Source organism: Winslowiella sp. 2C04 (genome assembly GCF_050037805.1).
In the GTDB taxonomy this organism is placed as follows: Bacteria; Pseudomonadota; Gammaproteobacteria; order Enterobacterales; family Enterobacteriaceae; genus Erwinia; species Erwinia toletana_A.
In genome coordinates this window covers 26,705-49,345 of sequence record NZ_CP188301.1, presented here as the reverse complement: position 1 = coordinate 49,345, position 22,641 = coordinate 26,705, and the positions used below count along the sequence as shown (strand labels likewise).

General features: G+C 54.8%; 16 protein-coding genes and 2 pseudogenes. 14 read left to right on the top strand and 4 right to left on the bottom strand.

What is annotated here, in order from left to right; genetic code table 11:
- Positions 1 to 10 precede the first annotated feature (10 nt).
- From traD to repA, 9 genes are all read left to right on the top strand, one after another.
- A complete protein-coding gene (gene traD, locus ACP3TC_RS22735) occupies positions 11 to 2,203 on the top strand; it encodes a type IV conjugative transfer system coupling protein TraD (protein ID WP_426818382.1) in 2,193 nt (730 codons plus the stop codon).
- Positions 2,203 to 7,443: a conjugative transfer relaxase/helicase TraI gene (traI, locus tag ACP3TC_RS22730; protein ID WP_426818381.1), complete on the top strand. Its 5,241-nt coding sequence runs from the start codon at positions 2,203 to 2,205 to the stop codon at positions 7,441 to 7,443. Before traD ends, traI begins: the two co-directional genes overlap by 1 nt.
- A gap of 1 nt (position 7,444) precedes the next feature.
- Positions 7,445 to 8,182, top strand: a complete 738-nt coding sequence (traX, locus tag ACP3TC_RS22725; RefSeq protein WP_426818390.1) for a type-F conjugative transfer system pilin acetylase TraX — start codon at positions 7,445 to 7,447, stop codon at positions 8,180 to 8,182.
- Between the two features lie 66 nt (positions 8,183 to 8,248).
- Entirely contained in the window at positions 8,249 to 8,968 is a 720-nt protein-coding gene (gene finO / locus ACP3TC_RS22720; RefSeq protein WP_426818380.1) for a fertility inhibition protein FinO, read from the top strand.
- Positions 8,961 to 9,752 (top strand): DsbA family protein, encoded by a 792-nt coding sequence (locus ACP3TC_RS22715; protein ID WP_426818379.1) that lies wholly within the window; start codon positions 8,961 to 8,963, stop codon positions 9,750 to 9,752. The genes finO and ACP3TC_RS22715 overlap by 8 nt, the downstream gene beginning before the upstream one ends.
- 147 nt (positions 9,753 to 9,899) lie before the next feature.
- Positions 9,900 to 10,445, top strand: coding sequence for a phospholipase D family protein (locus ACP3TC_RS22710; RefSeq protein ID WP_426818378.1), 546 nt, complete (start codon positions 9,900 to 9,902; stop codon positions 10,443 to 10,445).
- A gap of 152 nt (positions 10,446 to 10,597) precedes the next feature.
- On the top strand, positions 10,598 to 10,849 hold the full coding sequence (locus ACP3TC_RS22705; RefSeq protein WP_032635028.1) for a replication regulatory protein RepA: 252 nt from the start codon (positions 10,598 to 10,600) through the stop codon (positions 10,847 to 10,849).
- 233 nt (positions 10,850 to 11,082) lie between these two features.
- Complete coding sequence (gene tap, locus ACP3TC_RS22700) at positions 11,083 to 11,160, top strand: RepA leader peptide Tap (RefSeq protein WP_020323529.1); 78 nt, start codon at positions 11,083 to 11,085, stop codon at positions 11,158 to 11,160.
- Positions 11,141 to 12,016, top strand: a complete 876-nt coding sequence (gene repA / locus ACP3TC_RS22695; RefSeq protein ID WP_426818377.1) for an incFII family plasmid replication initiator RepA — start codon at positions 11,141 to 11,143, stop codon at positions 12,014 to 12,016. The genes tap and repA overlap by 20 nt, the downstream gene beginning before the upstream one ends.
- Before the next feature lie 997 nt (positions 12,017 to 13,013).
- On the opposite strand, the pseudogene ACP3TC_RS22690 reads toward repA, so the two are convergent.
- Both ACP3TC_RS22690 and ACP3TC_RS22685 read right to left on the bottom strand, forming a co-directional pair.
- Positions 13,014 to 13,652 (bottom strand): annotated as a pseudogene (locus ACP3TC_RS22690) (Tn3 family transposase); the annotation flags it as partial.
- 252 nt (positions 13,653 to 13,904) lie between these two features.
- Entirely contained in the window at positions 13,905 to 14,648 is a 744-nt protein-coding gene (locus tag ACP3TC_RS22685; protein ID WP_426818376.1) for a hypothetical protein, read from the bottom strand.
- Positions 14,649 to 14,813: 165 nt separating this feature from the next.
- Here ACP3TC_RS22685 and ACP3TC_RS22680 point away from each other — a divergent pair.
- Positions 14,814 to 15,335: pseudogene (locus ACP3TC_RS22680) on the top strand (Tn3 family transposase); the annotation flags it as partial.
- A gap of 484 nt (positions 15,336 to 15,819) precedes the next feature.
- On the opposite strand, the gene ACP3TC_RS22675 reads toward ACP3TC_RS22680, so the two are convergent.
- Both ACP3TC_RS22675 and ACP3TC_RS22670 read right to left on the bottom strand, forming a co-directional pair.
- Positions 15,820 to 16,020 (bottom strand): LysR substrate-binding domain-containing protein, encoded by a 201-nt coding sequence (locus tag ACP3TC_RS22675; RefSeq protein WP_426818389.1) that lies wholly within the window; start codon positions 16,018 to 16,020, stop codon positions 15,820 to 15,822.
- Positions 16,021 to 16,361: 341 nt separating this feature from the next.
- Positions 16,362 to 17,864 carry a PLP-dependent aminotransferase family protein gene (locus tag ACP3TC_RS22670; protein ID WP_426818375.1) on the bottom strand — a complete coding sequence of 501 codons (1,503 nt, stop codon included), beginning with the start codon at positions 17,862 to 17,864 and terminating at the stop codon, positions 16,362 to 16,364.
- Positions 17,865 to 17,917: 53 nt separating this feature from the next.
- Here ACP3TC_RS22670 and ACP3TC_RS22665 point away from each other — a divergent pair, with 53 nt between their 5' ends.
- The 4 genes from ACP3TC_RS22665 to ACP3TC_RS22650 all read left to right on the top strand — a co-directional run bounded on the left by ACP3TC_RS22665 (position 17,918) and on the right by ACP3TC_RS22650 (position 22,506).
- Positions 17,918 to 18,883 (top strand): C4-dicarboxylate transporter, encoded by a 966-nt coding sequence (locus ACP3TC_RS22665; protein ID WP_426818374.1) that lies wholly within the window; start codon positions 17,918 to 17,920, stop codon positions 18,881 to 18,883.
- Positions 18,864 to 19,610 (top strand): transcriptional regulator, RpiR family protein, encoded by a 747-nt coding sequence (locus ACP3TC_RS22660; protein WP_426818373.1) that lies wholly within the window; start codon positions 18,864 to 18,866, stop codon positions 19,608 to 19,610. Before ACP3TC_RS22665 ends, ACP3TC_RS22660 begins: the two co-directional genes overlap by 20 nt.
- A gap of 101 nt (positions 19,611 to 19,711) precedes the next feature.
- Positions 19,712 to 21,049 (top strand): PTS transporter subunit EIIC, encoded by a 1,338-nt coding sequence (locus ACP3TC_RS22655; protein ID WP_426818372.1) that lies wholly within the window; start codon positions 19,712 to 19,714, stop codon positions 21,047 to 21,049.
- 14 nt (positions 21,050 to 21,063) lie between these two features.
- Complete coding sequence (locus ACP3TC_RS22650; RefSeq protein WP_426818371.1) at positions 21,064 to 22,506, top strand: glycoside hydrolase family 1 protein; 1,443 nt, start codon at positions 21,064 to 21,066, stop codon at positions 22,504 to 22,506.
- The last annotated feature ends 135 nt before the right edge of the window (positions 22,507 to 22,641 follow it).

Here is a 22,641-nt window from a genome sequence, read left to right as displayed (position 1 = left end):
TGAGGATAATATGAGTTTTAATGCTAAGGATATGACCCAAGGGGGTCAGATCGCGAGCATGCGCATCCGTATGTTCAGTCAAATTGCCAATATTATCGTTTACAGTCTCGTTATTCTCTTCGGCGTAATTGTTGCTCTGACTCTGTCTATTAAACTGACCTGGCAGACGTTTGTTAATGGCATGGTCTGGTATTGGTGTCAGACGCTGGCCCCCATGCGCGATATTTTCAAATCCCAGCCTGTCTATACCATCCGTTATTACGGCCATGAGCTGAAGTACAACGCGCAGCAAATACTGCAGGACAAATATATCCAGTGGTGCGCAGACCAGGTCTGGACGGCCTTTATTCTTGCCGCCATCATCGCGGCCGTGGTGTGCGTTATTACCTTCTTTGTCACCACCTGGATTCTGGGCCATCAGGGTAAACAGCAGAGTGAGGACGAGATAACGGGGGGGCGCCAGCTGACTGACGACCCGAAAGCGGTGGCGAAAATGCTCAGGCGCGACGGTCTCGCATCCGACATAAAAATCGGTGAGCTGCCGCTTATTAAGGACTCGGAGATCCAGAACTTCTGTCTGCACGGCACCGTCGGGGCCGGTAAATCAGAAGTTATCCGCCGTCTGATGAACTACGCCCGCCAGCGTGGCGATATGGTCATCGTGTATGACCGCTCCTGTGAGTTCGTCAAAAGCTACTATGATCCGGCCACGGATAAAATCCTTAACCCGCTGGATGCGCGCTGCGCTGCATGGGACCTGTGGCGGGAGTGCCTGACGCAGCCTGACTTCGACAACGTGTCCAACACGCTTATTCCTATGGGCACGAAGGAAGACCCCTTCTGGCAGGGGTCGGGACGTACCATCTTTGCCGAAGCCGCTTATCTGATGCGCAACGACAAGGACCGCAGCTACAGCAAGCTGGTCGACACGCTGCTTTCCATCAAGATTGAGAAGCTGCGCTCGTACCTGAAAAACTCCCCGGCGGCGAACCTGGTGGAAGAGAAAATCGAGAAAACGGCCATCTCCATCCGCGCCGTGCTGACCAACTACGTCAAGGCCATCCGCTATCTGCAGGGCATCGAAAATAACGGCGAGTCATTCACCATACGCGACTGGATGCGCGGCGTGCGTGAGGATGGTAAAAACGGCTGGCTGTTTATCTCCTCCAATGCCGACACCCACGCCTCCCTCAAACCGGTTATCTCCATGTGGCTGTCCATCGCCATTCGCGGGCTGCTGGCGATGGGGGAAAACCGTAACCGCCGCGTGTGGATCTTCGCCGACGAGCTGCCGACCCTGCACAAGCTGCCGGATCTGGTTGAAATCCTGCCGGAGGCGCGTAAGTTTGGCGGCTGCTACGTCATTGGCATTCAGTCCTACGCCCAGCTGGAAGATATTTACGGGCAGAAACCGGCGGAAACGCTGTTCGACGTGCTGAACACCCGTGCCTTCTTCCGCTCGCCGTCGCGCAATATTGCTGAGTTCGCCGCCGGTGAAATCGGTGAGAAAGAAATCCTCAAGGCATCCGAGCAATATTCCTACGGCGTGGACCCGGTACGCGACGGTACCTCGGTCGGCAAGGACATGGAGCGCGTCACCCTGGTGAGTTATTCCGACGTCCAGACGTTGCCGGATCTCTCCTGCTACGTCACGCTTCCCGGACCTTATCCTGCCGTGAAGATGGCGCTGAAGTATCAGCAGCGTCCAAAGGTGGCACCGGAATTCATTCCGCGTACCATCGACGGGAAAGCGGAGGAACGCCTGAATGCCGCGCTGGCTGCACGTGAACATGAATCCCGCAGCATCGCCATGCTCTTTGAACCGGATGCCGATGTTGTCGCGCCAGAGGGCGGTGCGGAGAATGCTGGTCAGCCACAGCAGCCACAGCAGCCACAGCAGCCACAGCAGCCACAGCAGCCACAGCAGCCGGCAACCGCCCCCCGAGCTGCAGATACCGCATCCGTAACGGGTGCCGCCGGCACCGGCGGCGTGGAGCCTGAGCTGAAGACAAAGGCGGAAGAGGCTGAACAGCTGCCGCCCGGCATCAGTGAAAGCGGTGAGGTGGTGGATATGGCGGCATGGGAGGCGTGGCAGGCGGAGCAGGACGAACTGTCTCCTCAGGAGAGGCAGCGTCGTGAAGAAGTGAACATCAACGTTCACCGGGCGCCTGAAAAGGATCTTGAGCCGGGAGGATACATCTGATGATGAGCATCGGATCGGTAAAATCCGCCGGCAGCGCGGGCAATTATTACACCGACAAGGACAACTACTACGTTATCGGTAGTATGGGCGAGCGCTGGGCCGGAAAAGGGGCTGAAGCGCTAGGGCTCAGCGGCGGGGTGGACCAGAAGGTCTTTACGAAGGTTCTGGAGGGACGCCTGCCGGACGGCAGCGACCTCAGCCGGACTCAGGACGGGGCGAACAAACACCGTCCGGGCTACGACTTCACCTTCTCTGCGCCCAAAAGTGTCTCCGTGATGGCCATGCTGGGAGGCGACAAGCGTCTTATTGAGGCACACAACCGCGCGGTGGAGACCGCCATTAAGCAGATAGAGGCAATGGCCTCCACGCGGTTTATGACGGAGGGCAGGAGCGAGACGCAGCTGACCGGCAACCTGGTGATGGCGCTGTTTAACCATGATACCAGCCGCGACCAGGAGCCGCAGCTGCACACCCACGCGGTGGTGGCCAATGCCACTCAGCATGGCGATGAGTGGCGAACGCTCAGCAGCGACAAAGTGGGTAAAACCGGGTTTATTGAGAATATCTACGCCAACCAGATTGCCTTTGGCCGCCTGTATCGTGCCGCGCTGAAGGATGACGTCGCGGCGATGGGCTATGAGACTGAGACGGTCGGCAAACACGGCATGTGGGAGCTGAAGGGCGTACCGACGGAGCCGTATTCCAGCCGCAGCAGGACCATCAGCGAGGCGGTCGGGGATGACGCGTCCCTGAAGTCCCGCGACGTGGCGGCGCTCGATACCCGCCAGTCGAAGCAGAAGGTTGACCCCGAACAGCGCATGGCCGAGTGGATGCAGACCCTGAAAGAGACGGGGTTTGACATTAAAGCCTACCGTGAGGCGGCAGACCTGCGGGTTGTGCAGGGGAATATTCCCGCAACGACGCCTGAAGCCATTGATATTAACAGCAGCGTCGGGCAGGCCATCGCGATGCTGAGCGACCGGCGGGCGCGGTTCACGTATTCCGAACTGCTGGCCACCACCCTCGGGCAGCTGCCCGCGCGGTCGGGCATGGTGGAGATGGCGCGTGACGGCATCGATGCGGCGATAAAAAATGAGCAGCTCATCCCGCTGGATAAAGAGAAGGGGCTGTTTACCTCGAACATCCACGTGCTGGATGAGCTGTCGGTGTCGGCGATGACCCGCGATTTACAGCGGACGGGGCAGGCCGACATTTTTCCGGATAAAAGCGTGCCCCGCAGCCGGTCATACAGCGATGCCGTGAGTGTCCTGGCCCAGGACCGTCCGCCGGTGGCGATCATTTCGGGTCAGGGCGGGGCGGCCGGCCAGCGTGAGCGCGTGGCGGAGCTGACGATGATGGCGCGCGAACAGGGGCGTGACGTGCAGATTATCGCCGCCGACAGGCGTTCGCGCAGCGCCCTTATGCAGGATGAGCGCCTCAGCGGCGAGCATATCACCGACAGGCGGGGGCTGACGGAGGGCATGGCCTTTACGCCCGGCAGCACGCTGATTGTGGACCAGGGGGAGAAGCTGACCCTGAAAGAAACGCTCACGCTGCTCGACGGTGCGCTGCGCCATAACGTCCAGCTGCTGATTGCCGACAGCGGCCAGCGCACCGGGACCGGCAGCGCCCTCACCGTCATGAAGGAGGCGGGAGTGAGCACGCTCGCGTGGCAGGGCGGTGAGAAGACGCAGGTCTCGGTTATCAGCGAGCCTGACCGGCGGCAGCGGTATGACCGCCTGGCCGCTGACTTTGCCCGAAGCGTCCGCGCAGGTGAACACAGCGTGGCGCAGGTCACCGGTCCGCGCGAGCAGGCGGTGCTCGCAGGCGTAGTCCGCGAGGCGCTTAAGGCGGAAAAGGTGCTGGGCGAGCGGGAGGTCAGTATCACCACGCTGGAGCCGGTCTGGCTCGACAGCCGCCATCAGCAGGTGCGCGACCACTACCGGGAGGGGATGGTCATGGAGCGCTGGAATGCCGAAGCACGCAGCCGGGAACGCTTTGTCATTGACCGCGTGACGGGCCGCAACAACAGCCTGACGCTGCGCAACGCCCGGGGTGAGACGCGGGTGACCCGCCTGTCTGAACTCAACAGCAGCTGGTCGCTGTACCGCACCGGCACGCTGCAGGTGGCCGAAGGCGACCGTCTGGCAGTGCTGGGTCAGGCGCAGGGGACGCGGCTCAAGGGAGGCGATACGGTGACCGTTAAGGCGCTCGGGGAGGCGGGGCTCGTCGTCAGCCTGCCGGGGCGTAAGGCGGACGTGGTCCTGCCCGCCGGCGACAGCCCGTTTACCGCCGCGAAGGTGGGTCAGGGCTGGGTGGAGTCGCCGGGCCGCTCGGTGAGCGACAGCGCCACGGTCTTTGCCTCGCTGTCGCAGCGCGAGCTGGATAACACCACGCTGAACAAACTGGCGCTCAGCGGCCGGGCGGTGCAGCTCTATTCCGCACAGACGGCGCAGAAAACGACGGAGAAGCTGTCGCGTCAGTCTGCCTGGAGCGTCGTGTCTGAACAGATTAAGGATGCGGCGGGGCATGACAGGCTCGATGATGCCCTGGCGCACCAGAAGGCCGGGCTGCACACGCCGGAGCAGCAGGCTATCCATCTGGCCATTCCGGTGCTGGAGGGGAACGGCCTGGCGTTCACGAAGCCGCAGCTGATGGCCGCCGCGAAAGAATTTGAGCAGGACAGCCTCAGCCTGCAGGCCATCGAAAAGGAGGCGGACCGGCAGATACGCAGCGGCGCCCTGCTGTCGGTGCCGGTATCGCCGGGAAACGGCCTGCAGCTGCTGGTCTCACGCCAGTCGTACAACGCTGAAAAAAGCATTATCCGCCACGTCCTTGAGGGAAAGAAGGCCGTCACCCCGCTGATGGATAAGGTTCCGGACGCGCAGCTGGCGGGCCTGACCGACGGGCAGCGGAACGCCACGCGCATGATACTTGAATCCCCCGACCGCTTTACCCTGGTGCAGGGCTACGCGGGCGTGGGTAAGACCACTCAGTTCCGGGCGGTCATGTCGGCCATCGGCACGCTGCCGGAACGGGAGCAGCCGCGGGTTATCGGCGTGGCCCCCACCCACCGGGCGGTGAGCGAGATGCGAGATGCGGGCGTACCCGAAACGCAGACGCTGGCGGCCTTTATTCACGACACGCAGCAGCAGCTGCGCGGTGGCGAACGACCGGACTTCAGCAACGTCCTGTTTCTCGTGGATGAAAGCTCGATGGTCGGTAACGCCGACATGGCGAAGGCGTACAGCCTGATTGCCGGGGGCGGGGGACGCGCGGTCTCCAGCGGCGATACCGACCAGCTGCAGTCCATTGCCCCGGGCCAGCCCTTCCGCCTGCTGCAGAAGCGCAGCGCCATTGACGTGGCGGTGATGCAGGAGATTGTCCGCCAGACGCCGGAGCTTAAACCTGCCGTCTACAGCCTGATTAACCGCGATATCGGCAGCGCCCTGACGACCATTGAGCGCGTGGCGCCGGCACAGGTGCCGCGCAGGGCGGATGCCTGGCAGCCGGACAGCTCGGTCATGGAGTTCAGCCGCGAACGGGAGGAGGCCATCGCGAAAGCCATGGCGGCCGGTGACCTGCTGCCCGGCGGGCAGCCTGCGACGCTGCTGGAGGCCATCGTGAAGGACTACACGGGGCGCACGTCAGAGGCGCAGGCGCAGACCATCGTTATCACCGCCCTGAACGCCGACCGCCGCCAGGTGAACGCCATGATTCATGACGCCCGTCAGGGTGCCGGCGAGGTGGGCGAAAAAGAGGTCACGCTGCCGGTCCTTACGCCAGCCAATATCCGCGACGGGGAGCTGAGGCGCATGGCAACGTGGGAGGCGTCCCGCGACAGCCTGGTTCTGCTGGACAGCACGTATTACAGCATTGAGGCGCTGGACGGGGAGGCGCACCTCGTGATGCTGAAGGATACGCAGGGCAACACCCGCAGCCTGTCGCCCGCGCAGGCGGCGACAGAGGGCGTCACGCTCTACCGTCAGGACACCATCACCGTGTCGGAAGGCGACCGGATGCGCTTTTCGAAAAGCGACAGCGAGCGGGGCTTCGTGGCCAACAGCGTCTGGTCGGTCAGTGAGATAAAAGGTGACAGCGTCACGCTGTCGGATGGAAAACAGACCCGCACGCTCACGCCGTCAGCGGAGCAGGCAGAGCAGCACATCGACCTGGCCTATGCCGTTACCGTTGAAGGCTCACAGGGTGCGAGCGAACCCTTCTCCATCTCCCTGCAGGGCACGGACGGCGGACGTAAGCGGATGGTGAGCTTCGAGTCGGCCTACGTGGCGCTGAGCCGCATGAAGCAGCACGCGCAGGTTTATACCGACAACCGGGATAAGTGGGTGGCCGCGATGGAAAAATCGCAGGCGAAAAGTACGGCGCATGACATTCTCGAGCCGCGTGGCGACCGCGCCGTCGCGAATGCCGCCCGCCTGACGGCGACGGCTAAAGCGCTGGGTGAGGTACCTGCCGGTCGCGCCGCGCTGCGCCAGGCCGGGCTGCAGCCAGAGGGCTCGATGGCGAAATTTATCTCGCCGGGGCGTAAATACCCGCAGCCGCACGTGGCGCTGCCCGCTTTTGACCGCAACGGCAGGCAGGCGGGCGTCTGGCTGAGCGCCCTGACCTCCGGAGACGGGCAGCTTAAGGGGCTCGCTGGTGAAGGCCGGGTGATGGGCTGCGGGGACGCGGCGTTTGCGGGTCTGCAGGCCAGCCGTAACGGCGAGTCGCTGCTGGCGCGGGATATGGAAGAGGGCGTGCGGCTCGCGAGGGAGAATCCGCAGAGCGGCGTGGTGGTGCGGCTCGAAGGCGAGGCGCGACCGTGGAACCCCGGCGCCATTACCGGCGGTCGGGTCTGGGCCGACAGCCTGCCCGACAGCACCGGTACGCAGCCCGGAGAGACGGTTCCGCCGGAGGTGCTGGCGCAGCAGGCCCGGGAGGCTGAGGTGCAGCGGGAGCTGGATAAGCGTGCTGAAGAGGCGGTCCGCGAGATGGCCCGCAGCGGCGACGGGCCGGCCGGTGGGGCTGACGTTGCCGTCCGGGATGTGGTGCGGGATATGGAGCGGATAAAAGAAACGCCGGCATCTCCCCTCACGCTGCCGGATGCGCCGGAAGAACGCCGCCGGGATGAGGCGGTGTCTCAGGTGGTGCGTGAGAACGTGCAGCGGGACCGCCTGCAGCAGATGGAGCGCGAAACGGTGCGAGACCTTGAGCGTGAAAAGACCCTGGGAGGCGACTGATATGCGTGCTGAAAACCATCCGCTGTTCCCTCTTGTGGTGGTGGCCGACTGCTGGCTGCAGCGTCTGCTTGTGTGGACGCCGGGCCAGACTGACCTTATCAAAACCGTGGCGCTGCTCCTGATGGTGGCCGACCACATCAGCATGCTGTGCGGACTGGATAATGACTGGCTGCGTCTTGCCGGTCGGGGAGCGTTTCCGCTCTTTGGCCTGGTCTGGGCCATGAACCTCGCCCGCCATCCGCAGATCCAGCAGCGCGCCCTGAACCGGCTCTGGACATGGGCCGGGGTGGCGCAGGGCGGCTGGATACTGGCCGGGCTTCGTCCGGACCTGGGCAATATCCTGTTTGCCTTTGCGGTCAGCGGACAGGCGCTGGCGCTGATGCAGCAGCACGGGCCGCGCGCGTGGCCGCTGTCCCTGATGCTGGTTCTGGCCTGGCTGCCGTTATCAGAGGGAAGCTACGGGCTGGCGGGGGTAGTCATGCTGATGCTGGCCTGCGGCGTCTGTATGACGGGCCGTCGCACCACGCGCACGGGGCTGGCGCTGTGTCTGGCGCTGGCGATACTCGCGCTGAATGCCGCGGACAGCGCCGCCTTTGCCATTGCGGGGCTGGTGATACCCGGCGTTACCCTGACGGTGCTGAGCCGGACCTGTTGCCGCGTGCCGCGTTTCTGGCCACGCGAATTTTTCCCGCTGTTCTACGCGGTGCACCTGGCCGTCATCGGACTGATGGTGATGTGATATCTGCCGTGTCAGAATAAGGTCAGTCAGGGGAATACACGTGAAACAGATTTATCCGGAGGCAGGATGAAAGATCAGGGGCGCCCCACGCTGACGCTGCGCCGCAAAGCGGAGCCAGAAGGTCAGCGTGCCGTAAACAACAGTGAACCGGACAGTGCGGGACCGGGCCGGGTCACGCGTAAAAAGACCGTGGTGGTGAACACGACGCCTGCCTGGAAGGTCAGGAAGCAGGCGGTGGATGAGAGCGCGAAAAAGGCGCAGGCGGACGAGAAGGTCGCCAGAAAAGCAGAGAAAGCCCGGCAGTGGGCTGAGCGACAGGCCCAGGAGAGGGAGGCCATGCGGGCGGCCAGGCGCAAACCTGCCCCGGAACCGGTGTACCGGAAGGTCATGCCGCTTGCGGACGCGCTCGCGCTCCTGAAGCGTTGCTGGCCAGCCCTGGTGACGGACGACCAGCCGCAGCTCCTGGCGGTCAACATCCGGGAGGCAATGGTCAATGACATTCGCCGGCGCGGGCTGGAGATTTCCGTGAAGACGCTGAAACGCTGCCTTGCCGCCGTCACCCGCTCGGATGCGTATCTGGGCGCCATGACGGTGGGCGCGTGGCGTAAAAACCTTGACGGTGAACCGGTCGCAGCGGTGAGTGCGGAGGAGGCGGCGTATGCCGTGGAGCGCAGGGCTCAGGAGCACGCTAAACGACAGCGCAGGGCGGTCAGAAGCGTCGCCACCCGTGCACGGAACGAACTGATAACAACCGAGAAGAGAAAAACACAGGATGAACATGAATAAAACCCTTTCAGTCATGCTTGCCGCAGGCCTTCTGGTCTCCGGCGTGGCGGGGGCAGCAGAGAAACCTGCCGTTGCCTTTACCCCGGAGCAGGAAGCCCGCATTGGTGAAATCGCGAAAGACTACCTGCTGGCTCATCCGGAAGTGCTGGTTGAGGTCAGCCAGAAGCTGCAGGCCCAACAGCAGGAGAAGCAGCAGCAGGCGATGACGGCCGCCGTGGTTCAGAATCAGGCAGCGCTGCTGAACGATAAAGGCACACCATCATATGGTCCTGCTGATGCGAAAGTGACGGTCGTTGAATTCTTTGATTACCAGTGCATCTACTGTGCCCGCCTGGCGCCGGAACTGGAGAAGGTAATAAAAGCTAACCCGGACGTGCGCTTTGTGTTCAAGGAATTCCCGATATTTGGCCAGCGCTGGCCGGCGTCGCTCAGTGCGGCGAAAACCGGGCTTCAGATCTGGAAGCAGAAGGGGGCCGATGCTTACCTTAACTATCACAACGCGATTTACGCTACCGCCCACAACGAGGGTAAGCTGACCGATGCTGATATCAGCGCGGCCGCAAAAGCCGTGAAGTTCGATGCGAAAACAGCCCCAGATGTTCAGGGGACACTGGATGGCATAAACACACTTGCGCAGCAGCTGGGCTTCAGTGGTACCCCGGCCCTGGTGGTTCTCCCGTCAGCCGGCGCCAGTGCTGATAACGTGACGGTTATTCCGGGATACACCAGCGTGGAGGCCCTGCAGCAGGCCATCAGTCATGCTGCCGGTGATACCAAAAAATAATCAGGCGTCCGCCACCTGATACCGCTAAAAGAGACTGACGCCTTCGCCGTGCTCAGTTGTCCAACCCCGAAGAAGGGTAAAAGCAAGTTTTCCCCGTCTCCGGCGTTTCTGGTTAACACATCCGAACAGTATTTCTGAGGTTATTTAATGCGTAAGTTCACCTTTCGCCAGCTGGCCGTGTCCGGTCTGGTATGTCTTTCGCTGAGCAGTATTCAGCCCGCAGCAGCGGCAACCTCCGTTCAGGTCGGCTTTTCACCTGAAGGCAGCGCGTTGCAGCTGGTCCTTAAGACGATTGAGTCAGCACAGCAGGAAATTCGGCTGATGGGCTACTCATTTACGTCTCCGGAGGTGGTTAGTGCGCTTGTCAGGGCAAAACGTTGTGGTGTGGATGTGAAGATAGTGCTTGATGAAAAGGGCAACCGGAGCAAAGCCAGCCAGGCGGCGATGAACGTCGTGGTGAACGCGGGAATTCCGCTGCGCACCAACGGTCGCTACGCCATCATGCATGACAAAGTCATTATTGTTGATAATCATACAGTTGAGGCTGGTAGCTTTAACTACACTCGCTCTGCTGCATCGCGGAATAGCGAGAATGTGCTGGTTATTAATGAGGTGCCGGAAGTGGCACAAACCTACCTTCAGCACTGGCAGTCGCGCTGGGACGGAGGAACGGACTGGCATTCTTCATACTAAGTCGCATCGTCATTTGATCCGCAATCTACATCCATCCAGGTGAGTCATGCGCCAACATGGCTCACACTTACGCGTAAAGTTAAGTCGCTGATTTCAGATATCTGTAGTATCCTCTGCGAAACGATCCTTGCTTGATCCTTGAGGAGGCAAATATGTCGCAGGTCGGAAATGCAGTAACTTCCTCATCGAAACGCGCTTACAGAAAGGGTAATCCCCTTAGTGAAGCTGAGCGACAGAAAATTGCTTCGGCTAAAAAAAGGGCTACGCATAAAGAACTGAAAGTATTTATTAAGCCCGAAATCAAAGAGTATCTTTCTAACCTTTGTGAAGAAGATGGTGTTACTCAAGCTGAAGTGTTAGAAAAGTTGATTGAAAGGGAAGCTTTTAGTCGAAAAGCATCGTGATGGACTCACTTTCTTGATACTTAAGATTTTGAGTGCTAGATTACTGATCGTTTGAAGAATTTTGGCTGGCCACGCCGTAAGGTGGCAGGGAACTGGTTCTGATGAGGTGTCTACCCGGGACCAGAAAAGACAAAACCCCGATAATCTTCACAAGGTTTGGCGACTCAGAGAAGACTAACGGGGCTTACCTAAACTGTATAGAAGCTGTTGCTCTATGCAGGGAGTATAGTTTTATGCTCAGAAAAGTTCAATACCTGTTTCTGTGCCATTTGCTCCTTCCGTGCAACATAAGTGCGGGAAGGTGTGACTGACGCTCAGACCCTGTTCTCCCATTATCGTCAGGTCAAAAACCCGAATCCGGTATTCACGCCGCGAGAAGGGAAAAAGACCCTGCCGTTCTGTCGTAAGCTGATGGCGAAAGCTGAGGGCTTCACGTCCCGTTTTGACTTTTCCGTCCATGTGGCGTTTGTACGCTCGCTGGGTAAACGTCACCGGATGCCGCCTCTGCTGCGTCGTCGTGCCATTGATGTACTGCTCCTGGGGTTGTGTTTCCACTATGACCCGCTGGCCAATCGTGTACAGCGCTCCATCACCAATCTGGCCATCGAGTGCGGTCTGGCCACCGAGTCAAAAAGTGGCAATCTGTCCATCACTCGTGCCACGCGGGCGCTGAAGTTCATAGCGGAGTTGGGGCTGATTACCTACCAGACCGAGTATGACCCGCAGATTGGCTGCAACATCCCGACCGATATCACCTTCACGCCGGCACTGTTCTCCGCGCTTGACGTCTCTGATGTTGCTGTTGTGGCCGCGAGGCGCAGCCGCGTCGAATGGGAAAATCAGCAGCGTAAGAAGCAGAACCTGAAGCCGCTGGAGATGGACGAGCTGATAGCGAAGGCCTGGCGGTTTGTGCGCGAACGGTTCCGCAGCTACCAGTCCGAACGTAAACAGCATGGCCTGAAACGCGCCCGTGCACGTCGTGACTCGGACAGAACCCGTAAGGACATTGTGACCCTGGTGAAGCAACAGCTGACGCGGGAATACGCCAGCGGGCGATTCACCGGCGGTCTTGATGCCATGAAGCGGGAGCTGGAGCGCCGCGTGAAAGAGCGCATGCTGATGTCGCGCGGCAACAACTACACGCGGCTGGCCACCGTCCCCATATAACCATACCTGACTGAAAAATCCGGCTGGCGCCGGAGGATTCTGCACGTCTGTTGCCTGTCACTGCCTGTTTTCTGCGCGTGGCGGTTGTTCTCCTCACCAACATTTAGCTCATCCTGCCATCAGAATGTCCATAAATTGCCTCGCCTGCATCATTTTCGGTCGCTGAATTCAGTTACCCACAAATAACTGCAAGGGACCTTTCCATAAGGTTACAACCGTTATGCTTACAGAGCGCCAGCCGACCTGATTTCAAAGTGCATGGTTTCCTTTAAAAACCTGCTCTGTACTTCTTTTAAATATCTTTTATTTCATTCATATAAATATATAACCTGTTCGTCGCCTGACCTGTGGACAGGCTCCTGAGAATGCCCGCCCTTGCAGCGGACTATGTCCGCGCCGGTTCGGCAACTACCTGGAGTAGCTCCCATCGCTACGCGACGGGCCCCTGTCACAATACATCTAGTTACAACATTCAAAATTCTCACTCAAAAGCAGCAACAGTGCCTGCCTGAACCCTCACAGCTCGTCCCCACCACTGAAAAGCGAGGCCGCCCCGGGCCGAAGGCCCGGAACAACGTCGCTTTTAATGATGGATGTTGTAACTAGCTTTTGAGTTGCTTTAAGTAGTGTCGCTGAAGATTTTATCGTACACGCCCGTAGGCGGCCCTGACGGCCCGCTAACGCGGAGATACGCCCCGACTGCGGCTACGCCTTGTCGTGACCACTCCGACGGCGCACAGCAGCTTCTGTATCGATTTTAGCGGGTTTTGGTCTGGCAGGGAGAAGGGATGGATTGGTGGAACCTGTCAACAACGTAACCGGCTGCGCCGGGCTACGGCGCCACTCACTCACAGTGCCATATTCAATACCAGCAGGCGCCTCCAAGCCGCTAAAGCGGCATTCAGTGGACAGGCTGCGCACTGCTCGCCTGTCCGGTATGCATGTGATATAAACGATTGTGTTTGGGGTTCGAGGTCCAATGATGTAAAAAACCACGCTAAGAGGTTAATTCATTGTTTGTATTGAAATTTAATGGTCTTAACTCGCCCTTCAAAATATCGTCTGGTAACGAAAACGTATAATGCCCCAGCATATTTATATGGCCATGTATCAGCGGCGACAATCTTGCCAGGTGCTCCTCCTCAGGTGTTTCCCCCGATTTGCGAAGATGTGACAACGCCTCCTGCATGTAAAGTGTATTCTACAGCACAACCGCATTGGTCACCAGGCCCAGAGCACCCAGTTGATCTTCCTGACCTTCACGGTAGCGTTTTCTAATCTCACCACGTTGTCCGTAGCAAATGGCTCGAGCCACTGCATGGCGTCCTTCTCCCCGGTTGAGCTGAGTGAGTATCCGACGCCGGTAATCCTCATCATCGATATAGTTGAGAAGATACAAAGTCTTGTTGACCCGGCCCACTTCCATAATCGCCTGAGCCAGACCAGATGGTCGGCTACTTCTCAACAGTGAACGAATAAGCTCTGATGCATGGATGGTCCCAAGCTTCAGTGAGCCCGCCATTCGCATCATTTCATCCCATTGGGATTCTATTTTTGAAAGTTCAACACATCCCCGGGCCAGCTCATTCAGGGCACCATAATGGGCTATTTTATCTGCCCGCCAGAATATGGGGTCTGAGGGCCAACGGAACGAAAACGTACGCTAGTCAATTAATTACCATAAAAATCAATATAATGAGAGCGTAACTTCCTTTCAATATAAGCCAATCCTAATGGCCCTGAGCCATCTTTGTCGGGTTTCGACTGCTTACGAGATGTGCAATATCCAGTGTTTTTTTAAAAAATTGCCCCATTCTAAATAGCGTTGACATATTTTACTCTTGCGCCGAATAAGATGTGATGAACCAGTATTTTTATTTTGCCGATTTTAAAGTTTTCCTTTAAGCACCATCTGATCGCAAATTCTTACGCGGTACTGTCCTCTGGTGTCCAGAGGGTATCGATCACTAAGGTTGTTACGGGAAAAAGTAAACGCCTCTCTGATTCTTTTCATATTCAAGTTATCGTTTTCGTACAGGCTTAGTAATGCATTATACCTCTTGGTTCTCTCCTCTTTAGAAACCCATTTATCATTACTGTCTATACTGCCAGTGTAGCAGGCAAGCGATACCGAGCCGAGTATGTTATTTTTAGTAGCAATATAGCCACCAAACCGGACTTCTTTTTCTATTCTGGTTGCAAGGCTAAGAGCTTTTTCTTTACTATTTTCATTTTTGCACTCGTCTGCTTCTGCCTCTGTAATACTATCACCGAGTTCAACGTCGACAAACCCTCCCTTTTTATCAACCCTATAATAACACTTATTTTTATTACCATACTCGTATTCGAATTTAGGCTGGTTATGCCAGACTAATTTTTTTTCTTTATCCAGCCTGACGACTTGATCAACAGACTTCACGTCCCAGCATACTCCAGGCCCATCTGGTCCAGTCGCTTCACTCTGCAATCTACCTTGTTCGTCTCTTGTCCACACACAATCGACGTCAAAATTATCCAGATGTGTAATTGTATAGGGTTTATCCAAAGACATTATTTCATTTTCAGTAACATCTGAAAATGCAATTGCAGGTGTGGCTGTCAAAAAAACATATACCATTAAATAATTTTTCATTGATTCAGTCCGTTTGTCTGATAGTCAAATTTGAAACATCCACGATTTTAAAAATCCATATATAACAATATTGAGCTGTTCTTCCTGCGTAGTGTCTTAACCAACGCTGCAAACTATATGGGGTTCTACGCCGGAACCCCAGATTTTTCCGGCTGCCAAAACTATATCGACCGCATTGTCGCCACGCTGGGGCTGATAGAAACGACGCAGGGAACGCTCATCCGCAAACTGTGTACGTACACAACAACCAACCCGACAAGACAGGCGGTATTTGAATATGACCGGCTGGTTCGCAGTATTTACACGCTAAAGTATCTGCGGGATCCGCAACTGGAACGTAATATCCGTCGTTCTCAGAACCGGGTTGAATCTTATCACCAGCTACGCGCCGCGGTAGCCAAAGTCGGCGGAAAGAAAGAGTTAACCGGGAAAAATGACATTGAAACGGAAATTAGTAATCAGTGTGGGCGGTTGATCTGCAACGCGATCGTTTACTACAACTCTGCGATCCTGTCTCGATTGCTGGAACGACTGGAAACGGAAGATAACACCAAAGGCATTGAGGCTCTGCCCCGGATATCACCTGTAGCCTGGCAGCATATTTTGCTGAACGGGCATTATACCTTCCAGAGCAACAATGAGATTATTGACCTGGATGCGCTGGTTTCCGGGCTGAAACTGAGATGACGGAAAAATCTAGGGTTCCGGCGTAGAACCCCATAAAGATAAATAGCAGCATGCTCAGCATTTCACCGGGATAGCGCAGGTATAATCTGTTGTGATCGCAGATGTAAGATCCGCCCTGTCTGTACGGCGCTTTTGGCATGTATGAACAGAAATGCATTCTGTCTTTTTTCCACTTCGGCTCTGTTTGATTCACGCCATTGCATTACCGCCTACAGTGAGGGATAACTGCATGTGTATTTTCCGGGACATCGGGTATTGCACGAGCATAATCGGGAACATGATCTAAGGAATCGGTAGCTCAGTACCCGGGCAGAAATGTGCCTAGCCTGGGCTTAAGTCAGCAAAAAATTCTGGCGAAGAGCTTTTCATGTATTGTGCTGCCCGACAGAAAATTAAGTCCCGCAGCAGGGGAATGACTCAGCATAATGTCTGGTTCACTCTCCTGACTAATAGATTGTGCCGGAGACCGCGGGAGCCTGCCGGATTATCCCTGGGAGCGACGTGACTGAGTAATGTCGTGAAACTTTTCACGGATCCAGTCAGAGAATAATCTGACCCGCGGAGCAACCTGGCGGTTCGCTGGCCATGCAATATGCACCGGACGCCCATCGGGTGCCCAGTCCTCGAACAGAGCGATAAGTTCGCCTTTTCCCATTGCCTCTTTTACCAGAAAGCTATAGGTGATCCTGATCCCAAGGGCAGCCTGCGCAGCGCATGAAGCCGCGAAAGCATCATTAACGGATACCTGAAAAGGACCCTAAAAAACGCATGTCTGATATAGCATCTGTCAAATAACTATATATAGGTATCCATAGCTAAAGCCTCAGGCACCGGGCTGGCAGCATGGCGGCAGGTATTGATCATAAAAAAGTTCGTTTTTCGCTTATAGCAGGCGTCGTTTTCCTCGGCTTTGGCCGCTTTGTGCCATTAACTGACCTACGGTATGTCCTTGACTTACAGTCAATCGAACCACATTACAAACATATCATTCCATGGTTTTGACACAGTAAGCTGAGCGCCAAAAAATCATGGCCTGTCGGAGCCTGAATACAGCGTCTGGTAAAGCCTTTCAAAAACCGTCTCGCATTCATTCACATCAGTATTCGCGAACCCCAGCACCAAAAAATCTGACGTCGCGTCAGTATCGAACGTGTAGTTTCCTGTATCAGCAACCTGAATGTTGTTTCCGGTAAGCCAGTCATAAATCCTGCGGTTTTTTCCAGGCTCGTTGAATCTGACGTAAAGCTGCAGGCCTCCAGGTGGAACGCTGAACTGCGCGTCCGGCAGATATCTCCGTACCAGCGCCACCATGTCGTCCCGTTTATGGAGGTAAACCGTTCGCATTCTTCGCAAATGTCGTGCATAGATTCCGCTTTTCAGCAATTCAGCAACCCATTGCTGTAGCAGGCCGCTTGTCCCGCGGGACAGGCTCCAGTGCAGGGCTGCCATCTGTTGCACGAGGTGGCTGTCGGCAACCAGATATCCGAGCCGGACATTATTAAAGAGTACTTTGGAAAAGGTACCCATATAAACTACATGCGCAGCAGCTTCGGTTGAACGAAGTGCGGGACGGGGAACCTTGTCGAAGTAAAATTCGCTGTCGTAATCGTCTTCCAGCAGAAGCACATTTTTCTGAAAGGCCAGCTGAATTATCTCGCTTCGTCTGGCATCGGACAGCGAAACACACTGTGGAAAATGATGTTCCGGCATTAGATAAAGAATGTCCTGCGAAGTTGGCCGAAAGCCGGAAATATCGATCCCATCAGCGTCAATCCCGTGTGACTGCAGCCCGTAGCCGAAACGCGAAAAATTACGGGCAAACTCTAGGTAGCCCGGTTCGCCAAAATGAAAACAGGTTTTTTCATGCCGTACGGTCATAGCCAGAAGCAGACTTCCGTACTGTGAACCAGGCACAATCAGCACTTCCTCAGGGCTTGCTGAGATCCCCCGGGAAGGGAGGATCTGGTCGCAGATAAGCTGACGTAACTCCAAGTTCCCAGCGCTCTCACCAAAGTAATTAAGCCGGTCAGGATAACGCAGCACGCGGTTGAAAGCCTGCCGAAACTCACTGACCGGAAGATGGGCCGTGCTGGCATGGCTGGGAAGCAGGGATAAGCCCCCAGGAGGAAATTTATCACTCGCGTGGGGAATCGGGGAGGGGGCAAAGGTAACAGGACGAAGTGGTGAAGCACCCGGTTTTTCCCGATAAATCACTATCGTTCCTCTTCCCATATGGCTGTGGCAGTACTCTTTCACGCAAAGTGCTTCATAAGCCCGGACAACACTTCCACGGGATACCCTTAGCTGACGGGCCAGCTCCCGGGAGGGGGGAAGGTACTCGCCATAATTCAGGCGACCTTTGATGATTTGCCAGCTAATCTGCTGTTCAATCTGATGGTAAAGCGGAAGAGCCGTTGCGCTTCGGCTGAGATGAATGTCAATCACACAACCCCCAGTGGTCCAATTTTTTACCTGAATTGGACCTTTAAACAATAATGGTACAGGACCAATATGGCGGAAATTTAGCATTCTTCTGTCCTGGGCGCAGTAATTTAGCCCGGAAATTAAAAGTGAGACATACGGTGTCCGAAAAACTTAAAACTGTCAGCTTCGACCTCTATTCCTCGGTAATGGGGATAACCGGCCTGGGCCTGGTATGGCGGGCCGCCGCAGAAACCTACAGCGTGTCCGCTTTGCCTGGCGAAGTCTTCCTTGCTACAGGATTCGCGGTATTTATAATACTGACAGGTATCCAGCTTCTGCGGCTGGTTTTTTGCCGTCAGGCTATTCTTGCAGAATGGCACTCGCGCGCCAGTAAGAACTTTTTTTGTGCTGCCACGATCTCAGGGTTTCTGCTCTCGATGGGATTGCTGCCTTACAGTATCCTGCTTGCGAAAGCGATTTGGATAGCGGCCGTCAGCGTGCAGATTTTTTTCCTGACGTGTACGTTCCGCCGTTGGCTTATCGATCAGCTCGATACGCATGAAATTAGTCCGGTATGGCTTATCCCGATGGTGGGAAATGCCTCTCCTGCTTTCGCGGGTGTGGCGCTGGGGTTTCCGGGCCTGAGTAAGATGCTGCTGTTTTCAGCACTGCTCTGCTGGGCGCTTTTTTTGCCGCTTATCCTCTGGCGGATTGTGTTTGTTCGTCCCGTTACCCCGCAGAAGGCCATGCCCGGCCTAGCTATTATGGTGTCAGCGCCTGCGGTCATCGCCGTGGGACTGTACTGTATTTATGGCGGTATGAATGACGTGATTGAATTCATGGCCTGGACCGCACTCTTCTTTGCAATTGTGCTCATTAGCTTGTGGCGAAGAATGCTCCCGGATACGTTTGGGCGGATCTGGTGGGGATTTACCTTCCCGTCAACGGCACTGGCATCTGCCCTTATAAGGGTTGACGCGGCGTCCATGACCACACTGAACCACACGCTTGCACTCGCAGCACTGTCATTAGCGACCTTTGTAGTATGCTCAATTATTATTATGACCGTCAGGCAATCATTGTTAACTCTCTGCTGGGGCAGGCATGCAAAACACACCGGATAGCGTATTTTACAGTCCTCTTTATGTGAGAGTATCTGAATATCTTTTTTATGCCGGTAAGCGAAACGTCTTTACCACCATTGCGATAGCGGTAATTGATAAGATCGAAGAATTTCCGTATGTGAATATCGAAGAACTGGCGTCGTACTGTAATACAACGCCTTCGAGCATAACTAAATTTGTAAGAGAACTAGGGTACGGTTCGTTCCAGGAATTAAAAAATGACACAGCCCCCTACCGGTTGACGCATCAGGGTATAAAAGGTATGACCGAAAAAGAGATCGTCGAGGAGATTTATAAATACATACCTTATGACGAGTGCAAAAAAATGGCAGGGGTCATTAATGAAAGTCGCTCTGTCATTATTCTGTCTAACTCATTTCTTTTCAATATTGCAAATGTCATGAGGGAAAACATCAGCAGCAGCAGCCGAAAGGTTTATCTGGTCGAACGTTCAAACAACGAGCTGATCAAAACCATCCTGCGGCAAGTGGACTGCGTTTTTATTCTTACCCTGACGGGTCAATGGATAAACTCATGCCAGTATATAAATAACATATCTGAAAAGTCGCAGTTATGTCTGATTTCAGGCAGCGTACCAGCCATCCTGAATAATAAACCAGTTCATACCATTGAACTCAATAAATACCCTCAAATGTTATATGCAAACTATTTTTCTCATAAATATCTTGAAAGTATTGTTTTTAATATCGCACAGAATGTGATTTAACTCACAAAGTTATTTTCCAAAACAGGAAAATGATATTCTTTGATTTACTGCCTGTTCACGGATATTTTCTAGGTATACCCTACATCAAGAGAGTCCCGCAAATGTCTGAACAAAAGCAGATATTGTCTATCATTGACAATTTAGGTGGCCGTGAAAATATTAAGGATTATTACCACTGCGCGACGCGCTTACGTTTTAACCTCTTCGATTATGACAAGATTAACAAAGGCACCCTTGAAGCCAATCCGCTGGTTCTCTCAGTCGTGCAGGCCAGTGGACAGTGCCAGCTTATTATCGGCAACAAAGTAGGGGCAGTATACAGCGCCCTACACGGTATGCTTGAAACCGGCGATCAGAACAGTACGCCGTCTTCTTCCAAGGCGGCAGCAAACCGTGAATCCTTAATCAACCGTATCTTCGCATTCATTTCAGGCAGCTTCCTGCCACTGATAGGTATCCTTGCCGCCGCAGGTCTGCTGCGCGCCTTCACCACATTGTTACTGAGCCTGCCTTCTCTGGCGGGAAACAGTACGCTGACCCTACTGTCATTTATTGCTAATGTGCCGTTTTATTTCATGCCCGTGCTGCTTGGTTTTACCATCGCCAGGAAGCTCAAATCTAATGAGCTGATAGGCGCGATAATCGGTGCGTCATTACTTTATCCCGAATTTACCAGTCTGGCAGGGCAGACGCTGAATATCATTGGCCTGCCGCTTGTGGTTATGGAATACGGTTACAGCATTTTTCCGGTGTTCTTTGCCGTACCGGTTGCTGCTGCGCTGGAACGCTTCCTGAAGGCCAGACTCTGGGATTCAGTACAGCTATTTATGGTACCGTTGTTATGCGTCGTGATTGTGGTACCGCTCACCATGTTTTTACTTGGCCCGTTTGGGAAGTATCTCGGCGATTATCTGGCATCGGCCATCGTTTATATCATTGGTGTGAACAGTCTTGTGGCCGGGATGATCATCGGCGCAGCCTACTCCTTTATCGTCCTGTTCGGCCTGCACTGGGCCATTATTCCAGTTGTGTTTTCAAATATTGCCCATGGCGGTGACCCTATCTATGCCATTGGCGGTATGTCAGCCATCGCTCAGATGGGAGTGGCGCTGGGGATCATTATCAGAACCCGTGATGCAGGTACGCGACAGATAGCCAGCAGCGCCTTCTTCCCATCATTAATCAGCGGCGTGACTGAGCCCATCTTATACGGCCTCATCATTCCTAACCGCCGTACGATTTATTACATCATTATTGCCGGTGCGGTCGGTGGGGGGATTGTAGGTGGCTATAACATCACGATTAATAACCTTGTTTTTGCGAGTCTGCTTTCTATCCCGACCGCAAGTAACATGCTGATCTACAGCGTGGGTCTATTCGCCACTTTAATTACTGGCGCAGTCTTACCGGTTATTTTTGGTTACAAGAGCCGGTCTTAAAAATGGGAGAGAACATGAGTAACGAATCACTGAATTTTCCTGAGGGTTTCCTCTGGGGCGGCGCTATCGCGGCAAACCAGGCTGAAGGAGCCTGGAATGTTGATGGTAAAGGTATCAGCGTTGCTGATATCAATGAATATGTTTTCAATGAAGACATGCGTAAAATGTATAATATCGAACTCACCCGGGACTATGCTGCCCAAGCACAGTTCGATAAAGACGGCGTGTTTCCTAAAAGAACGGGTATCGATTTTTACCATACTTTCCGTGAAGACCTGGCGCTGCTCAAGGCTGCGGGACTGAAGACATTTCGTACCTCGATCAGCTGGGCGCGTATTTTTCCGGACGGAGATAATACTACGCCAAACGAAGCGGGTCTGAAATTTTATGATGCGCTGATAGACGAAATCATCAAAAATGGCATGGAGCCCATGATTACGCTCGCCCATTATGAAATGCCCCTGAACCTCGCGCTTAAATATAACGGCTGGAAGAATCGGCAGTTAATCGATTTTTATTTTAACTTTGCCCGCACCTGCCTCGATCGCTATCACGATCGCGTTAGGTACTGGATCCCTTTTAACCAGATTAACCTCATTCGCTATGAGTCCTTCAATCATCTGGGCATTTTCGAAGATGAGGGCACCTATCTGGAGCAGGATAAATATCAGGGTGTCCACCACGAACTGGTGGCATCGGCCATGGTAAAAAAATATGCCGCATCCTTGGGCAGAGATATTAAGATCGGCATGATGCTGTATACCGATTTTGCCTACCCTGAAACGACAAGCCCGGAAGACAACTTCGCCACATGGCAGAAAAACCAGTATGAAGTCTACTTCGCGGATGTGCTTCTGCGTGGAGAATACCCTGGCTATATCAAACGCTTCTTCAAAGAGAAAAACATTGTTCTCAGCATCACGGAAGATGATAAAGACATCCTGAAGAATACGGCAGATTTCATGACGCTTTCTTATTACACCACCTATGTGAGCAATGCTGAGATTGCGCACCAGTTCAGGGGAAATAACAAGCGTAACCCACTTTTATCGCAGACCCCCTGGGGCTGGGCAATTGACCCGGTAGGGCTTCGTTATGTGCTGAACTTCTTTTGGGATCGCTGGCAAAAGCCCATCATGATCACCGAGAACGGTATTGGCTGCTTTGACGAGCTGGTAAACGAAACCGTAGAGGATGATTACCGTATAGCCTTCTTCAGGGACCATATCCGCTCTGTCGGTGAAGCCATTGCTGATGGCGTGGAAGTGCTGGGCTACTACATGTGGTCTCCGATCGATATTATCAGCTGCTCGTCGAACCAGATGTCAAAACGTTATGGCCTGGTTTATGTCAATCTTGATGATCTGGGGCGTGGTGACGGCAAGCGTTTCTGCAAGAAAAGCTACTACTGGTACCAGAAACTCATTGCGACCCATGGTAAATCACTCGAGGAATAATGCCTCAGGGCTGCGTTGCTGATTCGACAGATCCTGATGCAGCCCTGTCTTACCTTCATCTTGGTACATCACTTACGTGTATCGGTATGTTTGATCCGGATGCTGTGTGGAGGGTGCTTGTTGCCAGTCCTCCGG